The sequence below is a fragment of the Actinomadura sp. 9N407 genome, assembly GCF_044326315.1.
Lineage (GTDB): Bacteria > Actinomycetota > Actinomycetes > Streptosporangiales > Streptosporangiaceae > Spirillospora.
Genome location: NZ_JBIRAW010000047.1, coordinates 43,241 through 63,560, shown reverse-complemented (window position 1 = coordinate 63,560; position 20,320 = coordinate 43,241). Strand labels below are relative to the sequence as shown.

General features: G+C 68.7%; 24 protein-coding genes and 1 riboswitch. Of the genes, 7 read left to right on the top strand and 17 right to left on the bottom strand.

The genetic code is table 11. From position 1 onward, the window contains the following. Positions 1-214: 214 nt before the first annotated feature. Positions 215-409, bottom strand: a complete 195-nt coding sequence (locus ACH34Q_RS43340) for a DUF397 domain-containing protein (RefSeq protein WP_395989068.1) — start codon at positions 407-409, stop codon at positions 215-217. After that, on the bottom strand, positions 406-1,209 hold the full coding sequence (locus tag ACH34Q_RS43335) for a helix-turn-helix domain-containing protein (protein WP_395989067.1): 804 nt from the start codon (positions 1,207-1,209) through the stop codon (positions 406-408). The genes ACH34Q_RS43340 and ACH34Q_RS43335 overlap by 4 nt, the downstream gene beginning before the upstream one ends. A gap of 74 nt (positions 1,210-1,283) precedes the next feature. Between ACH34Q_RS43335 and ACH34Q_RS43330 the strand changes: the two genes are divergently transcribed. Together ACH34Q_RS43330 and ACH34Q_RS43325 are read left to right on the top strand one after the other, a co-directional pair. Beyond that, positions 1,284-1,739: an ATP-binding protein gene (locus ACH34Q_RS43330; RefSeq protein WP_395989066.1), complete on the top strand. Its 456-nt coding sequence runs from the start codon at positions 1,284-1,286 to the stop codon at positions 1,737-1,739. Between the two features lie 69 nt (positions 1,740-1,808). Further along, the gene (locus tag ACH34Q_RS43325) at positions 1,809-1,952 is read left to right on the top strand and encodes a hypothetical protein (RefSeq protein WP_395989065.1); all 144 of its coding nucleotides are present in this window, start codon (positions 1,809-1,811) and stop codon (positions 1,950-1,952) included. Positions 1,953-2,122: 170 nt separating this feature from the next. On the opposite strand, the gene ACH34Q_RS43320 is transcribed toward ACH34Q_RS43325, so the two are convergent. After that, complete coding sequence (locus tag ACH34Q_RS43320) at positions 2,123-3,319, bottom strand: MFS transporter (RefSeq protein WP_395989064.1); 1,197 nt, start codon at positions 3,317-3,319, stop codon at positions 2,123-2,125. A 48-nt stretch (positions 3,320-3,367) separates the two neighbouring features. On the opposite strand from ACH34Q_RS43320, the gene ACH34Q_RS43315 reads away from it, so the two are divergent. Then, on the top strand, positions 3,368-4,567 hold the full coding sequence (locus tag ACH34Q_RS43315) for an arginine deiminase (protein ID WP_395989063.1): 1,200 nt from the start codon (positions 3,368-3,370) through the stop codon (positions 4,565-4,567). A gap of 702 nt (positions 4,568-5,269) precedes the next feature. Here the strand turns inward: ACH34Q_RS43315 and ACH34Q_RS43310 are convergent. The 4 genes from ACH34Q_RS43310 to ACH34Q_RS43295 all read right to left on the bottom strand — a co-directional run bounded on the left by ACH34Q_RS43310 (position 5,270) and on the right by ACH34Q_RS43295 (position 10,221). Beyond that, a complete protein-coding gene (locus tag ACH34Q_RS43310; RefSeq protein WP_395989062.1) occupies positions 5,270-5,863 on the bottom strand; it encodes an ATP-binding protein in 594 nt (197 codons plus the stop codon). Positions 5,864-6,347: 484 nt separating this feature from the next. Continuing rightward, positions 6,348-8,210, bottom strand: coding sequence for a PAS domain-containing protein (locus tag ACH34Q_RS43305; protein WP_395989069.1), 1,863 nt, complete (start codon positions 8,208-8,210; stop codon positions 6,348-6,350). Positions 8,211-8,331: 121 nt separating this feature from the next. Beyond that, positions 8,332-9,714: a purine-cytosine permease family protein gene (locus tag ACH34Q_RS43300; RefSeq protein ID WP_395989061.1), complete on the bottom strand. Its 1,383-nt coding sequence runs from the start codon at positions 9,712-9,714 to the stop codon at positions 8,332-8,334. After that, positions 9,707-9,823: riboswitch (TPP riboswitch) on the bottom strand. It overlaps the preceding gene by 8 nt. A gap of 62 nt (positions 9,824-9,885) precedes the next feature. Then, a complete protein-coding gene (locus ACH34Q_RS43295; RefSeq protein ID WP_395989060.1) occupies positions 9,886-10,221 on the bottom strand; it encodes a rhodanese-like domain-containing protein in 336 nt (111 codons plus the stop codon). Between the two features lie 88 nt (positions 10,222-10,309). Here ACH34Q_RS43295 and ACH34Q_RS43290 point away from each other — a divergent pair, with 88 nt between their 5' ends. Further along, positions 10,310-10,723, top strand: a complete 414-nt coding sequence (locus ACH34Q_RS43290; RefSeq protein ID WP_395989059.1) for an SSI family serine proteinase inhibitor — start codon at positions 10,310-10,312, stop codon at positions 10,721-10,723. Between the two features lie 49 nt (positions 10,724-10,772). Here ACH34Q_RS43290 and ACH34Q_RS43285 read toward each other — a convergent pair whose 3' ends face one another. Then, positions 10,773-11,636 (bottom strand): Fpg/Nei family DNA glycosylase, encoded by an 864-nt coding sequence (locus ACH34Q_RS43285; protein WP_395989058.1) that lies wholly within the window; start codon positions 11,634-11,636, stop codon positions 10,773-10,775. 139 nt (positions 11,637-11,775) lie between these two features. On the opposite strand from ACH34Q_RS43285, the gene ACH34Q_RS43280 reads away from it, so the two are divergent. Next, positions 11,776-11,958 carry a hypothetical protein gene (locus ACH34Q_RS43280; protein WP_395989057.1) on the top strand — a complete coding sequence of 61 codons (183 nt, stop codon included), beginning with the start codon at positions 11,776-11,778 and terminating at the stop codon, positions 11,956-11,958. Positions 11,959-12,065: 107 nt separating this feature from the next. Here the strand turns inward: ACH34Q_RS43280 and ACH34Q_RS43275 are convergent, their stop codons facing one another. After that, positions 12,066-12,557: a hypothetical protein gene (locus ACH34Q_RS43275; protein ID WP_395989056.1), complete on the bottom strand. Its 492-nt coding sequence runs from the start codon at positions 12,555-12,557 to the stop codon at positions 12,066-12,068. 92 nt (positions 12,558-12,649) lie between these two features. Continuing rightward, entirely contained in the window at positions 12,650-13,393 is a 744-nt protein-coding gene (locus ACH34Q_RS43270; RefSeq protein WP_395989055.1) for a hypothetical protein, read from the bottom strand. 118 nt (positions 13,394-13,511) lie between these two features. On the opposite strand from ACH34Q_RS43270, the gene ACH34Q_RS43265 reads away from it, so the two are divergent. Next, positions 13,512-14,075, top strand: a complete 564-nt coding sequence (locus tag ACH34Q_RS43265) for a dihydrofolate reductase family protein (protein ID WP_395989054.1) — start codon at positions 13,512-13,514, stop codon at positions 14,073-14,075. A 58-nt stretch (positions 14,076-14,133) separates the two neighbouring features. Here ACH34Q_RS43265 and ACH34Q_RS43260 read toward each other — a convergent pair whose 3' ends face one another. Both ACH34Q_RS43260 and ACH34Q_RS43255 read right to left on the bottom strand, forming a co-directional pair. Continuing rightward, positions 14,134-14,535 carry a hypothetical protein gene (locus tag ACH34Q_RS43260; RefSeq protein WP_395989053.1) on the bottom strand — a complete coding sequence of 134 codons (402 nt, stop codon included), beginning with the start codon at positions 14,533-14,535 and terminating at the stop codon, positions 14,134-14,136. Continuing rightward, positions 14,532-14,831 carry a hypothetical protein gene (locus ACH34Q_RS43255; protein ID WP_395989052.1) on the bottom strand — a complete coding sequence of 100 codons (300 nt, stop codon included), beginning with the start codon at positions 14,829-14,831 and terminating at the stop codon, positions 14,532-14,534. The genes ACH34Q_RS43260 and ACH34Q_RS43255 overlap by 4 nt, the downstream gene beginning before the upstream one ends. A gap of 227 nt (positions 14,832-15,058) precedes the next feature. Between ACH34Q_RS43255 and ACH34Q_RS43250 the strand changes: the two genes are divergently transcribed. Then, the gene (locus ACH34Q_RS43250) at positions 15,059-16,396 is read left to right on the top strand and encodes an XRE family transcriptional regulator (protein WP_395989051.1); all 1,338 of its coding nucleotides are present in this window, start codon (positions 15,059-15,061) and stop codon (positions 16,394-16,396) included. Positions 16,397-16,471: 75 nt separating this feature from the next. Here the strand turns inward: ACH34Q_RS43250 and ACH34Q_RS43245 are convergent, their stop codons facing one another. From ACH34Q_RS43245 to ACH34Q_RS43225, 5 genes are all read right to left on the bottom strand, one after another. Continuing rightward, complete coding sequence (locus ACH34Q_RS43245) at positions 16,472-17,218, bottom strand: hypothetical protein (RefSeq protein WP_395989050.1); 747 nt, start codon at positions 17,216-17,218, stop codon at positions 16,472-16,474. Between the two features lie 121 nt (positions 17,219-17,339). Beyond that, on the bottom strand, positions 17,340-18,293 hold the full coding sequence (locus ACH34Q_RS43240) for an NAD(P)-dependent alcohol dehydrogenase (RefSeq protein ID WP_395989049.1): 954 nt from the start codon (positions 18,291-18,293) through the stop codon (positions 17,340-17,342). After that, positions 18,290-18,523 (bottom strand): helix-turn-helix transcriptional regulator, encoded by a 234-nt coding sequence (locus tag ACH34Q_RS43235; RefSeq protein WP_395989048.1) that lies wholly within the window; start codon positions 18,521-18,523, stop codon positions 18,290-18,292. Before ACH34Q_RS43235 ends, ACH34Q_RS43240 begins: the two co-directional genes overlap by 4 nt. Continuing rightward, entirely contained in the window at positions 18,517-18,948 is a 432-nt protein-coding gene (locus tag ACH34Q_RS43230; RefSeq protein ID WP_395989047.1) for a hypothetical protein, read from the bottom strand. The genes ACH34Q_RS43235 and ACH34Q_RS43230 overlap by 7 nt, the downstream gene beginning before the upstream one ends. A 456-nt stretch (positions 18,949-19,404) precedes the next feature. Beyond that, positions 19,405-20,265 carry an NAD(P)H-binding protein gene (locus tag ACH34Q_RS43225; protein ID WP_395989045.1) on the bottom strand — a complete coding sequence of 287 codons (861 nt, stop codon included), beginning with the start codon at positions 20,263-20,265 and terminating at the stop codon, positions 19,405-19,407. Positions 20,266-20,320 lie beyond the last annotated feature (55 nt).

Below are 20,320 nucleotides of genomic sequence, written 5' to 3'. Positions count from 1 at the left end.
CCCGCCTCCCCGACCTCGCGCACCGCTCCACCACCGACTCCCCCACCGCCCTCCCCCCGTTGACTCGTGGCGTGTGCCCCCCTGGCGTCGCCCGTGTAGGCCAACCCGCCACGAGTCAACGTGAGGGGGCGATGCGGTGAAGGGTCGTGGTCCAGGTCCCAGAACAAAGAAGAGCCCTGGCCGAAGCCAGGGCTCGCAGGATCGACAGCCAGGGTCAGCCCTTCTGCTCGTCGTGCTTGAGGAAGGCAAGGAGAGCCGAGAAGGCCTTGGGGGTCAGGGAGAGGTGCCCGGCGGCAGGAGCCTTGCTGTCCCGCACGCCGACGCTCGCAGCGAGCGGAGCAACCTCGACGCAGTCACTCATCCCGCCGTTGTCTCCGCCGCTGTGACTGCTCTTGCGCCACTGGATCATTCGAACCTCGCCATCAATTCCTTGATCAGAGCCATTGAGGCGTCCACGGGGAGGGCCCAGTCTCCGATCCGGTCGAATCGTACGCGAAACGAGCGTACCTCCGAATTGTCCTCGACCAAGCGCCCACCCCCGCACGCCTCGACGTACACGAGGTCCTCGCGGCCTACGGTCATGATCTTGAACGGGCCCGCACGTCCCGGGTGCGGGCCGGCGCTTCTGGGGACGATGCGCACGGTGATGTTCGGGAGTTGGGCGATTCGGAGCAGATACGCGAGCTGGCCCCGCATGATCTCCGAGCTGCCGACCGGCTGCTCGATGGCCCCTTGGTCCAGGAACAGCCAGATCAATGGCTTGTCCTCCAGGACGGCCTGGCGCCTCAGGCGAGTGGCGAGAGCCTCGTCGACATCCTCCACTCCGAAGGCCTCGAACACGGCACGAGCGTATTCCGGAGTCTGGAAGAGCCCCGGAATCCAGGACAGATCCCAGATCCGCTGTTCCGATGACCGGCGCTCGTATTTCAGGTGGCTCTTGAACCAGTTCGAGTCATGATTCCGTTTTGCGTGATACAGGACGCTCCTTAGGAGTTCTCCCGTTCCGTACCGTTCATCCAGAACCGCAAGCTGCCACTCGGAGGGCTTGCGCACGCCCGATTCCCAGTGGGAGACAGTCTGCCTGGCACAGCCCGTCAACTCACCCACGGCGGCGCATGACAGTCCATGCCTCGTACGAAGAAAGTGCAGGTAGACGGCCAGAAGGGCCCACAGGTCGGCCCGCGCGTCCAGTTGCTCTCTGAGGAGCATCGACGACCCTCCTTCGGTGACCTTGTCACCAATTCCCTTGTAGCAGTAGCCAAGGTAACTCGGAACCGTTCACGATGGCGGGGAATCGAGGCGGAAATTCGATGGGAGGTGAGATAGGTGTGGCGACACCGGATCTAATGCGAGAAATGCTCGCGACCAGGGCGGCCGTAGGGCTTGCTCGCGCCTATATACGGCAGCACCTGTGTGCACTAGGTCTCGCGCACACGTTCGATGACACGTCCCTAATAGGGAGCGAGCTGATGACCAACGCGATCGCCGCCAGTGCTACGGGAAGCACCGTTCGCCTATTCATCGGTTACCGATGCGGAAAACTGGTCCTCGCCGTGTGGGATGACAGCCCGGCGATGCCCGTTCGCAAGGAAAGTGAGCCGCTGACCCCAGATGCTGTGGACAGCCTTCCGGACGAACCCGGTGGCTGGGGACTGGGTCTGGTGGAGGCACTCGCCCATGAGTACTGGACGGAACCGGCCGGCTCCGGCAAATGGGTGTGCGCGGCTCTGAAGACCTGACCGACCGTTCGATGGCAGAAGGTCAGCCCACCGGGCCGTGATCACTGCCGTACGAGAAGGGAAACGCTCTTGATCACTTCCATTGCCGGCGCCGCGGGCACCTTTCTGGCCGGGCTGGCCTCGGGGCTGTGGTTCGCCGTGTCGCTGGGAACGTACGCCGACCGCTCCTCGCCGCGACGGTCGCGGCGGTCGCGGCGGTCGCGACGGCTGTGATCCGTGTGGTGTAGCTCGCAGGTTGCAAGCGCCCGCCCGGGCCGTGAGCGCTTCGGAATGACCGTCACGCCCGATGGCCAGCACCTCTGGCTGGACTCCCCGGACAACCCGATCAGCCTGTGAGAGGGAGGCAAGCCCCCGCTGCATCGCGGCGGGGGCGGTCGCCCTGTTCAGACTCCAGGGTCTCCAGGGGTCTCGCGGGACGGCCAGTGCAGGATGAGCAGGCCGCTCAGCGCCCCGATCAGCTGGCAGGCGGCGATGGCCAAGAGCAAGCCCACAGGTCCGATCTCATCGGCGAAGACACCGGTCAGGGCGGCGCCGATGGCCGAGCCGCCGATCTTGAGGCTGCCGCCCGTGGTGTTGACCTGCCCGAGGCGGTCCGGCGGCGATTCCCGCTGGCGGAGCATCAGGGTCGCGGTGAACACCGGACCCTCGACAAGACCGATCAGCAGAAAGCAGGCCAGCGCCCAAGGCAGCGACGGAGCCAGACACACCAGAGCCACGGCGGCACCGAAGGCGACCAGGCCGCCCAGAACGACCCGTTCGGCAACACGGGCCTTCAGCCAGCGCGCCGAGGCGAGCGAACCGAACAGGGACCCCACCGCGAAGGCGACAAGGAGCTGCCCACCCGCACTCGCATCGGCCCCGATGTGCTGGGCGAACAGCACCGCCGTGACCGCGACACCGCCGAACCCGAGCCAGCCGAACGTCGTCGCCACGGTCAGCGCACGCAGCATGCGGTTGGCGACCAGGACATGCAACCCGCCGATCACCACGCCCCGTACCGTGCGCCGCTGCTCCGCCCCTTCACTCCTGCCCGGCAAAGGAAGAAACGCCAGAGCAAGAACACCGACGGCCGCCGCGACAACGATGACGACCCCACTTTGGGCGCCCCCCGCGTACGCGGCGATCGCGGCGGCAAGACCCGGCCCGGCGATCGCGGCAACGCTGTAGCTCGACGCTTCCAGCCCGTACGCGCGCGGGAGCCGTTCAGCCGGTACGAAACGCGGCAGCAGGCTGGTCAGCGCGACCACGATCGGCTCCGTACAGCCCACGATCACGGCCACCGCCAGAGCCAGGACCAGCGGAGACCGTCCGGCGATCAGCAGCAGCAACGCCGTGGCCAGGGCATACACCACGCCCAGCACCACGGCCGGGATACGGGGACGGGCCGCGCGGTCGAGCATGTGCCCGATCACGGGACCGCTCAGCACGTACGGCAGCGTGAGCGCGGTCTGCAGGAATCCGGCGTCCGCCGCCCGTCCGGTCCGGGCGTGAACGGTCAGGACCAGCGCGGTAGCGGCGCCCTCGGCCGATATTCGCAGCAGAGTGGCCGAGGTCAGGTGCAGGGGGAGCCGTCCGGGCACCACCAAAGGGTCCCATGGGGCTGATCAGCGAGGACCTAGACTGCGAGGGTGACGGAGAAGACGGCTCACCAGCATCTGGTCACCAGCGAGGTCGGGCGGCTGCGTACCGTGATGCTGCACCGGCCGGGCGCGGAGCTGAAACGGCTCACGCCGCGCAACAGCGACAAGCTCCTCTTCGACGCCATCCCGTGGGTCGGCCGGGCGCAGGAGGAGCACGACGCGTTCGCCCAGGCACTGCGCGATCGGGACGTCGAGGTCCTCTACGTGACCGAGCTGCTCCAGGAGGCCCTGGAGTACGAGGACACCCGGAACGCGGCGATCGCAAGCGTGATCGCCGACGGCCGCTGGGGCGACCAGCTGCGCCGGGTCGTACAGGGCTACCTGCGCGACCTGGACCCGGAGATCCTCGCCCACGTGCTGATCGCCGGCCTCGCGCACGAGGAGCTCAAGTCGGCGCACGGCCTGGTCTACCGGCTGATGGACCGGCTCGATTTCATCATCGACCCCCTCCCCGGCCTGCTGTTCACCCGCGACAGCAGCGCCTGGATCGGCAACCGGGTCGCCGTCACCAGCCTGGCCATGGACGCCCGCCGCCGCGAAGCGGAACTGACCGGCCTCATCTACGCGCACCACCCACGCTTCGCCGGCGTAGAGCCCATCTACGACACATCCCTCGAACACGTAGAGGGCGGCGACATCCTGCTTCTATGCGAGGGCGTCATCGCAGTAGGCACCGGCGAACGCACCACACCCGCAGGCGTCGAACGCCTGGCCCGCCAGGTCTTCGACGCCGGTCTCGCACACACCGTCCTGGCCGTACCGATCGCCCAGGAACGCGCCACCATGCACCTCGACACGGTGTGCACCATGGTCGACGTCGACACCGTCGTGATGTACCCGCCGGTGGCCTACTCCCTGACCGCCTACGCCGTGACCGCCGACAACGGTGACCTGCGCGTATCGGAGCCCCGCCCGTTCCTGGAGGCCGCCGCCGACGCCATGGGCCTGGACCGCCTCAAGGTGATCGACACCGGCCTCGACCCCGTGACCGCCGAGCGCGAACAATGGGACGACGGCAACAACACCCTCGCCCTCGGCCCCCGCCTGGCCGTGGCGTACGAGCGCAACATCGAGACCAACGCCCAACTGGAGGCGGCCGGCATCGAAGTGATCCGGATCAGCGGCAGCGAACTCGGCACCGGCCGAGGCGGCCCCCGATGCATGAGCTGCCCCATTCTGCGTCATTAGCATTCGCGAGCTGCGCTCCTCGCCTGGCGGCTCGTCGCTTGTCGCGAATGCGGCGAGCGCTGGCATCGCTCCGATCTCGCCTGGCGGCTCGCTTCGCGATCAGGTTCTCGCTTCGCTCGAACCTGCCTTCGGACGCGCTCGCAACGCCTGGGGTCCGTTCCAGCTGAGCAAGCGGGCTGAGGTCTCCGATCACGCATTCAAACGATCGGCGATGGCGGCTCATCGTCGGTGGTGACCCAGGCCGTCGAGACCGGCTCGTCACCCCGATCGGGCAGCGCGAAATCCTCATCAAGCACATGAAGGACCGCCATGCCGCCGCAAGCTAGCACCAGCCACCGCATGACGTTGACTCGTGGCGTGTTCGCCCCTGGCGTCGCCCATCAAGGCGAACACGCCACGAGTCAACGAGGAGAGCGGCGTTGGGAGCCGGGACGTATGTGGCCTCAGCTGACGCGCGAGCGCGTTACCTGTCCGGTGAGGCGAAGCCGGAGGCGAGCCTCACCGGACAGATCGCGAAGCGATGCCGCGCTCGCCCAAGTCACGGTCACGGTGCGAGCCGCTAGGCGAGCACTGTGGGCCGGGTCTTTTAAAAACAGCTTGGCAGCTCGGGCGGTGTCGACGGGGGCACGACAGCGCCCGAGCTTGAAGAGGACCCTACATGGGGGTGAACGGTATGGAACAGGCGGGGTCCGGACTTGGCCGTCAGGCCGGATATGCCCTGGTAGAGGTGGCCTGTCGCCAGTCGCCCTCGTACACGTCGCCCTCGTACAGGTCGTCGTCGGCCATGCCGCCGCCGGTGCGGCCGCGGCCGCGTCCGTCCCGGCCGTTCAGGTCGGGGCTGTGCAGGTCGCTGAGGTCGCCGAAGCTCGGCAGGACGTCGGCGGGTGACTGCGCCTCGGCGGACTTGGGGGCGCGGAGGACGGCCCACACGGTGGTGGAGCCGTCGTCGTGCCGGACGCCCCAGCCTTCGGAGAGGGCCTCGACGATGCCGAGGCCTCGGCCGCCGAGGGAGGACAGCGTGCCGGGGCCGCGCCGGGGCTCGGTCATGGCGCCGCCGTCGCTGACCGCGAGTTCGAGGAGGTCGCCGCTGCGGATCCAGGTGACGCGGATCTGCCCGGACGGGAGCGGGCGCGCGTGCCGGAGGGCGTTGCTGAGCAGTTCACTGACGATGACGTTGGCGTCGTCGACGATGGATTCGAAGACCCCGGAGTCGGAGAGTTCCGCGCTCAGCCGCCGGCGGGCGACCGCGACGCTGGACGGTGCGTGTGGCAGCAGTACGACGCTCGACGCCCTCACCTCCCGTGACCTTGTCCGCACAGTGCCTTCCAAGTACCTGGCTTCCCAGTACGACGCGGCTTCTTCGTACCGGGTGCCTTCCCGGTACGAAGCGGCCTTCCGATAGACCGTGTTCCGAGAGGCCATCGCCCTTCGGTAGGACCGAAATGCCCGATAGTGGCCACCCGGAAACCTGGACGAAACACCCTGCCCCCCGCTCAACGAGCGACTGACCCTCCAGTCACGGCCTTCATCGCCCGTACGGGACCGGCTCCACGAGCCTCTCCCCGACCGCCAACATCCGCATACAAATATCTATGGATCTATCCAGCCAACGGCGGATTACTCCTCACACGTGCGTTTCGTCCGTCACACTGGCGTCGCCGGAACGTTCCAGTGGCCGGGCCTCCCGGAAAGATCACTTTTCCGTTGCGCAGGTCAGCGCGGGGGCAGCGGATCTCAAGTCGCGCTCAGGCCGGTAACAAGGCCATGACCAGCGGACCGGTCACTCGGCCTGCTTGAGGCGGAGGCACATCCGGGTCCCGGTACGGTCATCGTCGCCCTTGGCGGGGTGCGCGGAGATCTCGCCACCCTGCGCTTCTGTGAGGCGTTTCACAATGTAGAGGCCGAGCCCGATACCGCCGAAGCGCCGCCGGTCGCCCGCCTCGCCCTGGACGAAGCGCTCGAAGATGCGGTCATGGTCGCCGTGCGCGATGCCGATCCCCTCGTCCACCACCGAGACGACGAGGTCGCCGTCCTCGCACCGGGCCTGGACCTGGACGCGGCCACCGTCGGGTGAGTACTTGAAGGCGTTCTCCAGCAGCTGGCCCAGCACGATGTCGGTGGCCAGCGCGTCGCCGCGGGCCGGCGGCAGGTCGGGCGCGATCTCCAGCTCGACCCGGTGCAGGTCCGACAGGGAACGGAAGCCCGCGACGACGCCCTCCAGCACCCGGACCAGGTCGAACGACTCGATCGTCACCGCCAGCTCGTCGGCCCCGGCCCGGGCGCCGCGCAGCAGGTGCTCGACCAGGCGGCCGAGCGACTGGGCGCGCTCGGCGATGGTCGCGACGGCGGCCCGGCGGTCGGCGTCGGGCATCTCGTCCCACCGGTTGGTCAGCGTGCTGGCGAACCCCTGGACGACCGTCACCGGGGTGCGCAGCTCGTGGCTGGTGGTCGCCAGGAAGAGGTCCTTGGCCTCCTCGAGCGCCTTGGCCTCGGTGACGTCGCGGAAGTCGACGACCAGCTCGTCGGTCTCCTCGATCTCCGCGACGAGCACGTTCAGCCAGACGCCGCTCTCCAGCGGGATGGTCAGCATCTCGCCGAGCGCGGGCATCTCGAACGGCAGCGGGCGGCCGACCGCGTCCTCGGGCGGGATGCCGGTGAGGGAGTGCGCGGCCGGGTTCCACTGGCGGACGAGCCCGTCGCGGTCGAGGACCGCGATGCCGTCCGCGCTGGAGTCGATCACCGCCCGCTCGTGCGCTCGCTGCCGGACGACCTCCGCGTACGCGACGGCGTTGCCGACCGCGACCCCGGCGTGCCCGGCCAGAAGTTCCAGCAGTTCCAGCTCCGTGTGCCCGACCTTGCGCCCGGAGAACAGCGCGTACAGGGCACCGTACGGGCGGTTCTGCAGGAACGAGAGCCCGAGCGCGACCGTGTGCAGTCCGGGCAGCTCGGACCAGATCAGATCGTCCAGCCGCCGCTCGCCGGTGGCCAGCTTGACGGTCTTGCCGGACCGCATCAGCTCGCCGACCAGGCTGGTGCGCAGGTCGGCGGTCGTGCCGCGCATGTGGTCGGGCAGCCCCGACATGCTCACCAGCCGCAGCCGCTCGCCGTCGATCCGGACGAACCCGCCCGCGTCGGCACCGGTCAGCTCGATCAGCGCGGACGTGATCCGGTCGAGCACGACCGCCAGATCGAGCTCGGCGTTCAGGTCGGCGACGATGTCGTTCAGCCGCCGCACCAGCCGGGCCCGCTCGGCGGTGTGGTGCTGCGCGACGTCGTCCTCCTCGACCGGGTGGTAGACCCCGACCCAGCCCAGCAGCGCGCCGTCGCGGGACTTCAGCAGGCTCGTGTCGATCCGTACGTCGATCAGCCGCCCGTCCCGATGGAACCGGCGGGTGGCGATGGAGATCTGGCCGCCGTCGCCGGTCCGGCGGGTGAGCAGCCGTTCCTGTACCGCGTTGTGCTCGGCCTTCAGCTCGTCCGGAACGATCGGCAGCACCCGGCCGAGCAGCTCCTCGGCGCTCCAGCCGAACATCCGCTCGGCGGCCGGGTTCCAGACCGTGACCCGGAACCCGTCGTCGACGGCCACGATCGCATCCGCGGCGCATTCGATAACGGCGCGGGCGATCGGGTCGTGAACATGCATCTGCACGACTGTCATCGTGCCACCGAGGCGAGGCCCGCCGCCGGGCAACCGCAGTGGAAAAGTTCCTACGTAGGGCCACCGTTTACCGGAAGAACACCACGTCACGACCCGAAAGCGGCGATTACCTCTGGCCACGCCGCGCCGGCCGGCCGAGCCGTCCGATCGCCACCGCGGCCAGCCCGGCGATCAGGAACGACAGCAGCGAGGCGCTCATCCAGCCCTGCGGGGTGAAGCCGATCAGGCCCTGCACGTCCTGCCAGAAGGCCGCCCACCAGCTCACCGCGCCAGGATAGATCAGCTGGTACGCGACGAAGCCGATCGCCCAGGCCGCGATCATCCCCCAGCGGGACGGCGCCGTCCGCGAGGTGTCCCAGCCCAGGCCCTCGGCGTCCGCGGCACCGATCGCGGCCCGCCAGCGGCCCCGGCCGAGGAAGAAGTCCGCGGCCAGCACGCCCAGCAGCGGCACGAAGACCGAGCCGATCAGCGACAGGAACGCGGCGTAGTCCCCGATGTTCAGCAGCAGCGCCAGCCCGGTGATCCCGGCGCCGAGCGCGATCGTCAGCACCCGGCGGTCGGCGCGCGGGACGAGGTTCTGGATCGAGACCGCGGTGGAGTAGACGTTGGCGAACGACTGGTCCGCCTCCCGCAGCACGAACACCGCGAAGAACAGAACGCCCAGCGTGACGCTCAGGAACGGGTCGAACACCTTGGACGAGTCGCCCGCCACCAGGGCCAGCGCCAGGAGCCCCAGCATGTACGCGAAGATCTGCGTCACCGAGTATCCGACGGCGGCGGCCCCGAAGGCCCCCTTGGCCGAACGGGCGTGCCGCGTGTAGTCCGCGGCCACCGGGACCCACGAGATGGAGACCGCCAGCGCCGCGTCCGCCCCGATCCAGAACCCTCCCCACGAGCCCACGGTCAGGTCGGGCAGCGGCTCGCGCAGCAGCTGGACGTAGAAGTAGACCAAGGCCACCAGCACCGCGACCGTCACGTACCGGCGCAGCATCCGTACCGAACCCAGCGGCCAGATCGTCAGCACGGTCGTGAGGATCCCGGCCGCGACCACGTACACCCACCGGGGTATCCCGTCCCACAGCGCGCTCGCCGCGTCCGCGATCACGATCAGCTCGAACGTGCCCCAGCCGATCAGCTGGGCGATGTTGAGGACGGTCGGCACGTACGAGAGCCGGGCGCCGAACAGCCCGCGCAGCAGCACCATCGCGGGCTGCCCCGTCCGCGCGCCGGGGGCCGCCGCCAGGCCCAGCATGAGCCCGCCCAGCGCCGTGCCCACGGCCATCGCGACGATCCCGGCCATGATCGACAGCGTCGGCAGGCCGTTCTCGTCGGGGGCCAGCACGGTGTACGCGCCGGAGAAGGCGAAGAGGCTGACGCCGAGATTGCCCCAGAACGCGCTCTGGTCCCAGAAGCCCAGCACCTTCGGGGCGGGCTCATCGAGGGTGAACGGGACCTCGTCACGAGGGCGCGACTGGACCTTGGACGTCACGGGACACACTCCCTACGCCGGCATTACCCGGACAGGTTCATGCGGTCGGCGACGCCGTGTCCCTATCGCCCTCTCAGCCCGGTCGGCCCGAGCTCCCGCGGTTATCGGTCGAAGCCGATCATAACCGTCAAACGGCCCGCGCCCGTTCAGCCGACCCGCGCCCGCGCCCGTTCAGGCGACGTACGGCTCCGTCCCGGAGTCGTTCTCCATCGAGCGGCCGCTCTCCACCCACCGCTTCATTCCGCCGTCGACGTTCCTGGCCAGCCAGCCCGCCTGGTTGAGCGCCACCGTCACCTGCGCCGAGCGCACCCCGGACCGGCAGATCACGTAGACCTCCTGGTCACGGGGCACCTCGCCGGCCCGGTCGCTCAGCCGGCCCATCGGAATGTGCACCGCGTGGGGCGCGTGCCCCGCGTCCCACTCCTCCTGCTCCCGCACATCCAGCAGGTACGCGTCCTGTGGAACGTCTTTCGCGTCCACCGCCGGGACATCGTCCCCGAAATTCATCACGCCTCCATGGAACCGCGCGGAACCCCCCCGCGTCGAATCACGCATGCGGTATCGGACGCTCCTTTTCACGACGCCCGGCCTAGCCATGATCCTGTCATTGGCCGCCTGTGGCGACGAACAGGCCAACGGCCCGTCCGCCGACAAGCCCTCCGCCACCACGTCCGTCCAGCCCTCGGGCCAGGACTCCCTGACGATCGAGGTCAAGGCGTCCGCCCAGGCACCGGCCAAGACGTGGAAGCTGAGCTGCGACCCGGCGAACGGCGACCACCCCAAGGCGCAGCAGGCCTGCGCCGCACTCGGCAAGGTCAAGGAACCCTTCAAGCCCGTCCCGCCCGACCAGATGTGCACCAAGATCTACGGCGGTCCCGAGGTGGCCACCGTCAAGGGCACCTGGCAGAACGAACGGATCAACACCCGGTTCACCCGGGCCGACGGCTGCGAACTCAACCGCTGGTCCAAGGTGGCCCCGCTCTTCGGCGACGTCCCCAAGGTCCGCTGACCACCTCGATCCGCTGACCACTACTGCCCGCTGACCACCTCGGCGCTCGCTACTTGAGAAGCCGTGACATCCGCCGGTCCGCCAGCGGCTTCCCGCCGGTCTGGCAGGTCGGGCAATACTGCAGCGAGGAGTCGGCGAACGACACCTCCCTGACCGTGTCCCCGCAAACGGGGCACGGCTGACCGGCACGCCCGTGCACCCGCAGCCCGCTCTTCTTCTCCCCCTTGAGATCCTGGGCGGCGACCCCGCGGGCCCGCTCCACGGCGTCCCGCAGCGTGCCCACGATCGCCTCGTACAGGCCCTCGATCTCCTCCTCGGTCAGCGATGAGGAGATCTTGAACGGCGACATCCGCGCGACGTGCAGAACCTCGTCCGAGTAGGCGTTGCCGATCCCCGCGATCACCTTCTGATCCCGCAGCAGCCCCTTGATCTGCGTCCGCCGCCCCCCGACGATCCCGGCCAGGGTCTCCTTGGTGAACGCCCCCGCCAGCGGATCGGGTCCGAGGGTCGCCACCCCGGGCACCTCTTCCGGGTCTCGTACGACATAGACGGCCAGGCCCTTCTTGGTGCCCGCCTCGGTCAGATCGAACCCGGAGCCGTTGTCCAGATGCACGCGCAGCGCCAGCGGATTCTTGCCTCCCGGCCTGGCCGGCTTGACGGGCATCTCCTCCCGCCACCGCAGCCACCCGGCCCGCGCGAGATGCATCACCAGGTGGAGCCCGTCCACATCGACATCGATGAACTTCCCGTACCGTCCGACCCCGGTCACCGTCAGCCCGCCCAGCGACGTGATCGGCGGGTCGTACGTCTTCAGCGCGGAGATCGCGAGAACGTCCACGCGCGCGACCACATGGCCGACCGCGTGCTCCCGCAGGAACCCGGCCAGCGACTCGACCTCAGGCAACTCAGGCATGCCTCAAGTATCCGCGAAACCACTGACAACCGAATCCCCAGCTCACGGGCTTGCCCGAACGCCATGCTCCTGTCACGGCCGGTACTAGCTCCGCCACCTGAGGAAACACTCCTTGATGGAACCACCCCCAGGAGCCGCCGTGAAGATCAGCAAGTACTGGAAGGGCGTCATCGCGGGCGCCGGGCCCGTCCTCTACGCCGTCCAGGCCGCCGTGACCGACAGCCAGGTCACCACCTCGGAGGGGATCACGATCGGCCTCGCCGTCCTGGTCGCCCTCGGCGTCTACGCCGTACCGAACCGTACGGCGGCCAGGCAGCAATAGAGCCCGCACACGGCAACCCAAGGTCGTGATCTTGTGGTTGCCGGGAGTGACGGGTGGTGTCAGCAGGCGCGGGTCGTCCGGAGCCGCCCCGCCATCTCCGGACGGTCTCAGGCGTTGGTCCGCCCTTCCTGGACGGCCGTTTCGTGGAGCGCCTGCTGCCGGCGGTCAATCTGCGCGTGCAGCCAGTCTCGCCAGGACGGCCTGCGCTCCTGCCCCGTGACCAGAATCGAGTACGGGGACATGTCGTTGTAGTCCCGCAGCAACGTGTAGCCCGCCGTCTCCAGGATGTCCGCGACCGCGTCGCTCATGATCTTCGAGACGGTGCCCGAATAGCGGATGGCCGCGTCGTCCCGGCGCCCCTCGCTCAGCGCGTCCATGGCGGCGGAGCGCAGCATGAAATGCGTCTTCCAGTCGACGACCACACCGCCGCCGCTCTCATCGTCGAGCGGATCGATCTCCACCAGCACACCGGTGCCGAGCGTGCTGCTCTCCGCCGCGACGGGCAGCCCGGCGGCGCTCAGCTCGTCCCGGACGTCCGCCGCCAGCACGCGGCGGCGCCGCAGAACCTCGTCGTCAGCGAGTTCTGGTTGCCATGTCATGGAGGAATGATCGTGAACAGTGCCCTTGTCCGCAAGGCCCGGTCATTCCAGCGGGTGGCCGGCGAGGCGGTTCCGGTGGTGGAACCAGCCGGTCAATCCATTCCTTGCTCCAGGAACCGCTCGACGAACCCGGCTGCGTCGGCGGCCTGGAATCGTTCGCGATGGCGAGTCACCGGGTCGACCAGTTCCGCGATGCCCTCGCCCCACTCGACGCGTCGGATCTGGCCGCGGCGGTTCTCCGCCTCGACCCAACCGCTGCCGATCTCGTCGATGACCCTCATCTCGCGCTCCAGCCGTGCCGCGGGAGCGAGCATGCGATGACCGCTCTCACCGGCCCGCAGGCCGGTCCGCGGGTTCTCGTAGCGCATCCGCAGGAACGGCTGACGCTGCCGCTCGAGATTCAGGGGATCCAGCTCCTTCCGCCACCGGTACCGGGCCTCGATCTCGCTCTCGTCCAGCGAGAATTCACATCGCCAGGCAGGGAACACGTCGAAGACGTTCTGCTCCCAGTCCTCGGCATGGGAGTCGGTAACGGCCGGGAGAACGCTGGCGAGGCAGTCGAAAGGCTTCCCCGAGAGACGGAATCCCGGGACGGCGGCGAACGGCGCCGCCTGCCACAGCTCCGCCTCATGGAGGCGGGCGAAACGCAGGATCGCGGCGGCCGCCTCGTCCGAATACCCCTTGGTGCAGAGAACCTGGAATGCGCTACGGCCGTCCGGTGCCAGGGCGATCGCTCTCTGGAACCGGTTGTACGCTCCCGGGAACGTCCATGCCTGATCGAGTCCCGGCAGAGGGCGCACGTCAGGAAACTGCAGTACTGCGTCGGCGATCTTCACGATGAGGCACTTTCGAGTCGAGCCGGAAGGTGTACCTGCCGTCGCGGCCAGGCGGATATCGAAATCCTGCCACCCTGATGACCGATGAGTTTGCTCGACGCGCCTGGTCTCACCAGCCATGCGCAAACTGATCGTTCAAGAACTCATCACAGTCGACGGTTACGTGGCGGGGGCCGGTGGGGAACTCGACTTCTTCGAGTCCGTCACCGACTACAGCGAGGTGGACAGGGACAACCTCCAACTGCTGGAGAACGTCGACACCATACTTCTCGGCGCCGCGACCTACGAGATGTTCGTGCAGTATTGGCCCACCGCCGACGAGACCGTCGCCAAGATGGTGAACGCCCTCCCCAAGCTGGTCTTCTCCTCCACCCTGGACAAGGCCCCATGGGGGGACTGGCAAGAGGCACAAGTCGTCCGCGGCAACGCGGCGGACAAGGTCGCCGAACTCAAGAGGCAACCTGGCAAGGACATCATGCTCTGGGGCAGCCTGTCTCTCGCACGCTCGCTGATCCAGGCGGGCCTGCTCGACGAGCTTCAACTCCGCGTGATCCCGGTCGCCATCGGCAAAGGCCTGAAACTCTTCCCCGACGACCTGGGCCGGCTGGACCTGCAACTCACCGAAGCCAAGCCCTACGCCTCGGGCATCACGTCCCTGCACTACCGCCCAAGACACGCCTGACCCCGAGCCGCCTCCCGAGCAGGCGCTCCGTTCAGAGAACGGAAGGGTGGCGAGCCGGTCACAGGGCGAGCAGCCATCGCAGCAGCGAGCGGCGCCGTCGCGGCAGGCGTCTGCGTGGTTGCTCGTTCTGGCGGCGCGGCGCCGGCCGAGTAGCTGCGGGAACGCGCGGAGCTCGGGGAAGCAGAGGGATCGCCTGAGCTGCCGGGCCGGTCCGCGGTGCGGTACGGGCTTCGCGGGGCACGACTCGCATCCAGTGGATCCGTTCCAGCAGGCGGCCGAGTTCGGCAGGGCTGTCAGCCTCGATCAGGCCGTCACGCCCGTACCGGTCCCGGCTCAGCGCCCACCAGGACCCGGTGTACTCGCCTCTCCACGCGCATACCCCGGGGAACCTTCGCGCCAGTTCCGCCGCCACTCGTTCCGGCTCCAACTCGACCGCCACCCACGGCGCGACGGCGGTCATCGCCCGGCCTCCGGGGCATGCGCCCTTTCACCGAGGTACGCCATGACGGCCAGCGCGGCATCGGAGATCCGGTCGGCCGGAGCGATCGGCTCGCCCCACGACGTCCAGAACCACACCCGCTGGTCCTCGTCCCGTGCCCGGCAGCCGATGGTGTCGGCCACCAGCGAGCAACACCCCATCACCTGCGGATTCACCACCCGCAGCCCGCTCGCTCGGCGCTCAGTGCTGAACCCGCATGCGGACAAGAACGCGTCCAGCACTGCGAGCGGATCGGCCTCGGTCCTACGATCGTCCATAAGTCCGACCTCCTGCGTCGGATCAGGCCCCGGCCATTGGTGTTAGCGCACCGGCCGGGGCCGCCTTGTTTTCAGGGGCAGGAACGCATATCCGTTCCGTGACTCTCAGTAAATCCCCGTCACACACAGCACTTCCAGGGGAGAATCACGGGTGAAGTAGAGGTGATGTAGGGGTGAGAAGGGGGAGATCCCCTGTCTCCCTGGCGAGGGGACGCACCATGTCCGCCATGAACAAGGTCGACACAAGCAAGATCGTCGGTGCACGATTGCAAGCCGCGCGCAAGGCTCCCCCGTACTGGCCGCGGAACGAGATGGCACGGCTTCTGCGTACGGCGGCGGACCTGCTGGGGCTTCCCGCCTTCCCCCATGTCGGCGTACTCGCGGACATGATCAAGCAGTGGGAGCGGGGCGATCACATCCCCAGCCACAAATACCGCCACGCGTACTGCGAGGTTCTGGGCAGGGCCGAACCGGAACTCTTCGCTCCCGAGGCGGAAGAGGCTTCCGTCGATGATGCGACCACGGCCCCGATGGGTACCGTGAATCCGAGCCCTATTCCCGACGATGGGGACGACGACGTGAAGCGCCGTGCCGCTCTTCAGATGCTCGCCGCGCTGGGTGCCGGGACGACGATCCCGCCCGGCGCCCTCGAAGAGGTCCTGTCCGGCGTGGAACGCGCCCTCGGTCAATCGGTCGACATCAGCGAGTGGGAACGTGCCGTCCGCGAGTACGGATGCCTGATCAGCCGGCAGCCGGTCGGCACATTGATCAACGACCTGACCGCCGACATCGTCGCGGTGGGGGAACTGCTCAACCGGGAAGGCGCAGGGTCACGGACCGAACTGCTCCGCGTGAGCGCCGGTCTTTCCGCCTTGCTCGCCATCGAGATCGGTGATGTCGGCAACAGGCGCGGTGCCCGCCTTGCATGGCGGACGGCACACCGCGCCGCCGACGCGTCGGGCGACCGCGATCTCCGTGTGTGGGTACGGGCCCGCGAGGCCGAAGAGGCGTTCTGGGCGGGTCTTCCGCCTGCCGACATCCGTTCCGCGACGACCGCGGCGATGCGGATCGCTGACGGGGTGCCGTGTCCTGGTCTCCCGCGCGCCTACTCGGTGCACGCGAGCCTGGCGGCCGAAAGCGGGGACGCCAGTACGGCGCACGAGACCATGAACATGGTGTCGGAGGTGTTCGAGGGACTGCCAGAGAGCATGCGGGACGATCCGTCCACGTTCGGTTGGGGCGAAGCCCGTCTCCGCTGGAACGAGGCGTACATCTTCACCCTCACCAGAAACCCTCGTGCCGAACGAGCCGTCAGTGACGCGCTGGCTCTCTACCCCTCCGGGACGGTCGGGCCCGTCGCGAACCTCCAGACCATCCGGGCCATGGGATTGATCAAGGCCCGCGAAGTAGACGCGGGCCTCGACCAGGCATTGACGACCCTGCATGATCATCCGATCAGTCCGGCCCGGCGCCGCATTGCCGGGCAGATCCTGCAAGCCCTGCCTGAAAAGGCGCGGAGCCTTCCGGCTGCCCGGGAGGTACGGGCCGTGACGGCCGGAGTCTGAGGCCGTCCGTCCCGTCGAGGTAACCCTGGTCCGGCCGGAAGGGCAGGCCCAGCCTGCATCATGGCCTGGGCGTGATCATTCAGCACGAACGGCGGTGGTCTGCGGTCCGAGAACCGAGTGGATCTCGTCCAGCAGGGTCAGCGGTTCGTCCTGTGACTCGTTCTGGAACGCCCTTTCAACGGCCGCGAGCGCGCGCCCGTCGGTCAGCCAAGCCACAGTCTCCTGATAGGCCGCGCTCTCCTTCTCCCAGAAGGGGTTCCGCAGTTTGGGCCCGGAGGAGGGCCACGTCATCTCTTCCATGACGAACTCGTGCAGGTTGCGGATCGCCCCGGTCGACTCCAGCCGCTCCCATCTGTCGAGGAACGGGACGAGATCGACCCCGGTACGCCCGAGGCTGCACAAGACCGTCCCGGCGCTCGGCCACGGGTCGCCATCGACGACCGTGAGCTCCCACCACCGGGTCAAAAGGGCGCTGATGGCGGCGCGCTCGTCGTCGTCCCACTCCGTCCACCGGGCAAGGCCGAGTTTGCCGAATACGATCTCGGGATCGGGAAAGCCGAACTCGAATCCGTCCCCGGCACCGATCTCCAGCAGCCGGGGAAGGAAGTAACGGAGCTCGGGAACGTCGCCCCACAACAGCAGGGCCTCGGTCGCGTACCGCTGCAGAACGTCCGGTTCTAGGTCGCGCACCGGCCCTGCGAGCAGCGGCCGATCCTCATCGGCCGCCACGCAGTGCGCGCATCCCTCCACGCGCAGTGGCCGGGGAACCCGTCCGAACACCTCGTACAGAGCCTCGATCTCGCCTTCCAGGTGCTCGGTCACCCCGGAATCCTAGGCCGCCCGGCAAGGACGTCCAGTGCAACGCGAACCCTGGAGGCACGCTGCGATGGAGGTACTCAGCGGCGCGGGCATGATGTGTTCTCGATCATCCCGGCGCCCCGGGTCAATCGACCGTGATGACGAGCTTTCCGGGCGCGTTGCCCGCCGCCAGGTCGGCCACTGCGGTGGAGGTCTCCGCCAGGGAGTACGTGCGCCCGACGGCCGGTCGCACGGCGCCGGCCTCGATGAGGTCGCGCAGCGCGTCCAGGTCGGCGGTGCGAGTCAGCGCGATCAGGGCGTCCAGGCGCTGGCGCGTGAACGGGGTGATCACCCGGGCGGCCAGCGACCGGCCGAGCCCGCCGAACCACCGGCCGCCGCCCTCGCCGCCGACGAGGGCGAGCCGGCCGCGCTCGGTGAGCAGCCCGCGCAGCAGTGGCAGTGGCCGGATGCCCGCGATGTCGATGATCAGGTCGTACGTCCCGGTGAGCGGCTCGCGCGTGTAGTCGATGACGGCTTGGGCGCCCAGCGATCGGACGAGGTCGGCCTTGGCCGTACTGCACACAGCGGTGACGTGGGCGCCGCCGGCGGCCGCGAGTTGCGTCGCGAAGCTGCCCACTCCGCCGCCGGCGCCGATGACCAGCACTTTCTCGCCGGCGGTGACCTGGCCGACGGCCCGTGACGCGGTCACCCCTGACACGGGTACGGCCGCCGCTTCGGTAAAGCTCAGGTTGGCGGGCTTGCGGGCAAGCTTGCCCGGACGGGCGAGTGCGAACTGCGCGTACGCGCCGGTCGCGGCGCCGTACACCTCGTCGCCGGGGCGAAACGCGGTCACCTTGGCGCCGACGGACTCCACGACGCCGGCCACGTCCATGCCCGGTACGCGATTGCGGGGCCGGCGGAGGCCGAAGGCCAGGCGGCCGATGAGCGGCAGCCCGGTCATAAGGTGCCACACGCCGTAGTCGACACCGGCCGCGCGTACCCGGATCAGCACATCGCCGGCGCCGGGCGTCGGGATCGGGACCTCGCCGACGCTCAGCACGTGCGGCGGGCCGTACTCGTCCTGGACGATCGCCTTCATGAAGGGTCTCCTTCGGTGTCGGGGTACTGGAAGACGTCGTCGAGTCCGACCCGGAACACCCGGGCGATGCGGAAGGCCATCTCCAGCGAGGGGGAGTAACGCCCCTGCTCGATCGCGATGATGGTCTGGCGGGTGACGCCGATCCGGTCGGCCAGTTCGGCCTGGGTCATCTCGCCGTGCGCGAACCGCAGGGCCCGGATCGCGTTGGTGACCTGCGTCGGCCTCACCACGTCTGGAATCCGCCCTTGCGGTACGCCATGATCTTGGCGACCGAGCTGAGCACCGAGGACAGCGCGAACGCCAGGTAGACGGCGTTGGCGATCCAGAAGTGGTGCAGTTCGGCGATGGCCATGAGCATCGCGGCGAGCGCGCCGATGACGACGAACGACTTCCCGATGTGCTCACTGACCTGGTTGATCTCACGGTCGCGCTCATCGGTGCGGTCGGCGCCGTCGCCGCCCGCGATGGCCATCGCGATGTTGGCCACGATCGCGGCGACGATGGCGCCACCGATGGTCGACAGCAGAGCCACCGCGTAGGCGGCGTCGGCGAGCGGGCCGTCGCCGGCCCGGCCCAGGACGGTCGCCAGGTAGATCATGTACGCGCCGACGGAGACCACGATCATCACCCAGGCGCGCTTTTCCTCGAAGGCCATGCCCGCTCCCCATGTAAAACAAAGCTGACATTGCCCAATGTAAAGCGCACCGGACACAGTGTCAAAGATTATTTACACGCACCGCCGTGGCACCCGGCGCGGTGTCGCTACACGACCGGGACCGGCCTCCAGGGCACGCCCGCCCCGGTGTTGACTCGTGGCGTGTTCGCCTGAACCGAGATGGCCAGAGGCGAACACGCCACGAGTCAACGGAGGCGGGCGGGACGGCGAAGGAGGGTGGGCTAAGGCCTGTCTCAAAGTGGCTCGGCCACCGCGCGAACGCGTTACCTGGCCGGCGAGGCGATGCCGAAGGCGAGCCTCACCGGCCAGATCGCGAAGCGATGCCGCGCTCGCACAAGAACCGGACAGGTACGAGCCGCCAGGCGAGTACCTGGGCCGGGTCTTGAGAAACACAGCCGCCAGGCGAGCACCGTGACCGGGACTTTGAAACACGGGTTAGCGGAAGGCGGCGATGTTGCGCTCGGCCCAGTCGGCGAAGGTACGGGGCGCGCGGCCGGTGACGCGCTCGATGTCGGGGCTGATGCGCTGCTCGGCGGGGGACGGCTTGCCGATGATGGCCAGGGTGGTGTCGGCCACCGGTTCGGGCATGAACCGCAGCATCTGCGCGCGGGCCTCGTCGTGGGTCTGCTCGACGAAGCGGACCGGCTCGCCGAGCGCGCCGGCGATCACTTCGGCTCGCTGCCGGGGCGTGCTGAGGGCGGGCCCGGTCAGCGTGTAGATCTGCCCGGCGTGGCCGTCTTCGCGCAGGACGGTGTGGGCGACCTCGGCGATGTCGGCCGGGTCGACGAGCGGCAGGCCGACATCTCCGAACGGTGCGGGGGCGATCCGCTGGGTACGGACGGGCTCGGCCCAGGCGAACGCGTTGGAGGCGAAGCCGCCGGGCCGCAGGATCGTCCAGTCCAGGCCCGACCGCCGTACGGCGTCCTCGATGGCCGCTCCCATCTGCCCGTGCGAAGCCGAATCCGGCCTGGTCACGACCCCTTGGGAGGACAGCAGGACGGTCCGTGCGACTCCTTCGGCCTTGGCGTCTTCGAGGACGGCGCCGATGGTGCCGGCCGGGTCGGCGGCGGCGACCGAGAAGTCGCCGGAGATGAGCAGGAACAGCGCGTCGGCGCCCTGGAGGGCGGGCCGCAGGCTGGCGGGGTCGGCCAGGTCGGCGGCGACGGTCCGTACGCCGTCGGGTACGTCGGTCTCCGTGATCTTCCGCGACACGGCCGTCACCGGCTCGCCCGCCTCGTTCAGCAGCCGCACCAGCGTACGTCCGACGTTTCCGGTCGCTCCGGTCACAACGATCATGTCGAATCCCTTGTTAGTTAGTTGGCTGACTTAAAAGGACCCTAGCATGATCCGG

Coding starts and splice junctions, on each gene's coding strand:
- ACH34Q_RS43340 (WP_395989068.1), bottom strand. CDS start 409: ATGATCCAGTGGCGCAAGAGCAGTCACAGCGGCGGAGACAACGGCGGG.
- ACH34Q_RS43335 (WP_395989067.1), bottom strand. CDS start 1,209: ATGCTCCTCAGAGAGCAACTGGACGCGCGGGCCGACCTGTGGGCCCTT.
- ACH34Q_RS43330 (WP_395989066.1), top strand. CDS start 1,284: ATGGCGGGGAATCGAGGCGGAAATTCGATGGGAGGTGAGATAGGTGTG.
- ACH34Q_RS43305 (WP_395989069.1), bottom strand. CDS start 8,210: ATGCATGTTCACGACCCGATCGCCCGCGCCGTTATCGAATGCGCCGCG.
- ACH34Q_RS43295 (WP_395989060.1), bottom strand. CDS start 10,221: ATGAATTTCGGGGACGATGTCCCGGCGGTGGACGCGAAAGACGTTCCA.
- ACH34Q_RS43290 (WP_395989059.1), top strand. CDS start 10,310: ATGATCCTGTCATTGGCCGCCTGTGGCGACGAACAGGCCAACGGCCCG.
- ACH34Q_RS43285 (WP_395989058.1), bottom strand. CDS start 11,636: ATGCCTGAGTTGCCTGAGGTCGAGTCGCTGGCCGGGTTCCTGCGGGAG.
- ACH34Q_RS43275 (WP_395989056.1), bottom strand. CDS start 12,557: ATGACATGGCAACCAGAACTCGCTGACGACGAGGTTCTGCGGCGCCGC.
- ACH34Q_RS43265 (WP_395989054.1), top strand. CDS start 13,512: ATGCGCAAACTGATCGTTCAAGAACTCATCACAGTCGACGGTTACGTG.
- ACH34Q_RS43260 (WP_395989053.1), bottom strand. CDS start 14,535: ATGACCGCCGTCGCGCCGTGGGTGGCGGTCGAGTTGGAGCCGGAACGA.
- ACH34Q_RS43255 (WP_395989052.1), bottom strand. CDS start 14,831: ATGGACGATCGTAGGACCGAGGCCGATCCGCTCGCAGTGCTGGACGCG.
- ACH34Q_RS43250 (WP_395989051.1), top strand. CDS start 15,059: ATGAACAAGGTCGACACAAGCAAGATCGTCGGTGCACGATTGCAAGCC.
- ACH34Q_RS43240 (WP_395989049.1), bottom strand. CDS start 18,293: ATGAAGGCGATCGTCCAGGACGAGTACGGCCCGCCGCACGTGCTGAGC.
- ACH34Q_RS43230 (WP_395989047.1), bottom strand. CDS start 18,948: ATGGCCTTCGAGGAAAAGCGCGCCTGGGTGATGATCGTGGTCTCCGTC.
- ACH34Q_RS43225 (WP_395989045.1), bottom strand. CDS start 20,265: ATGATCGTTGTGACCGGAGCGACCGGAAACGTCGGACGTACGCTGGTG.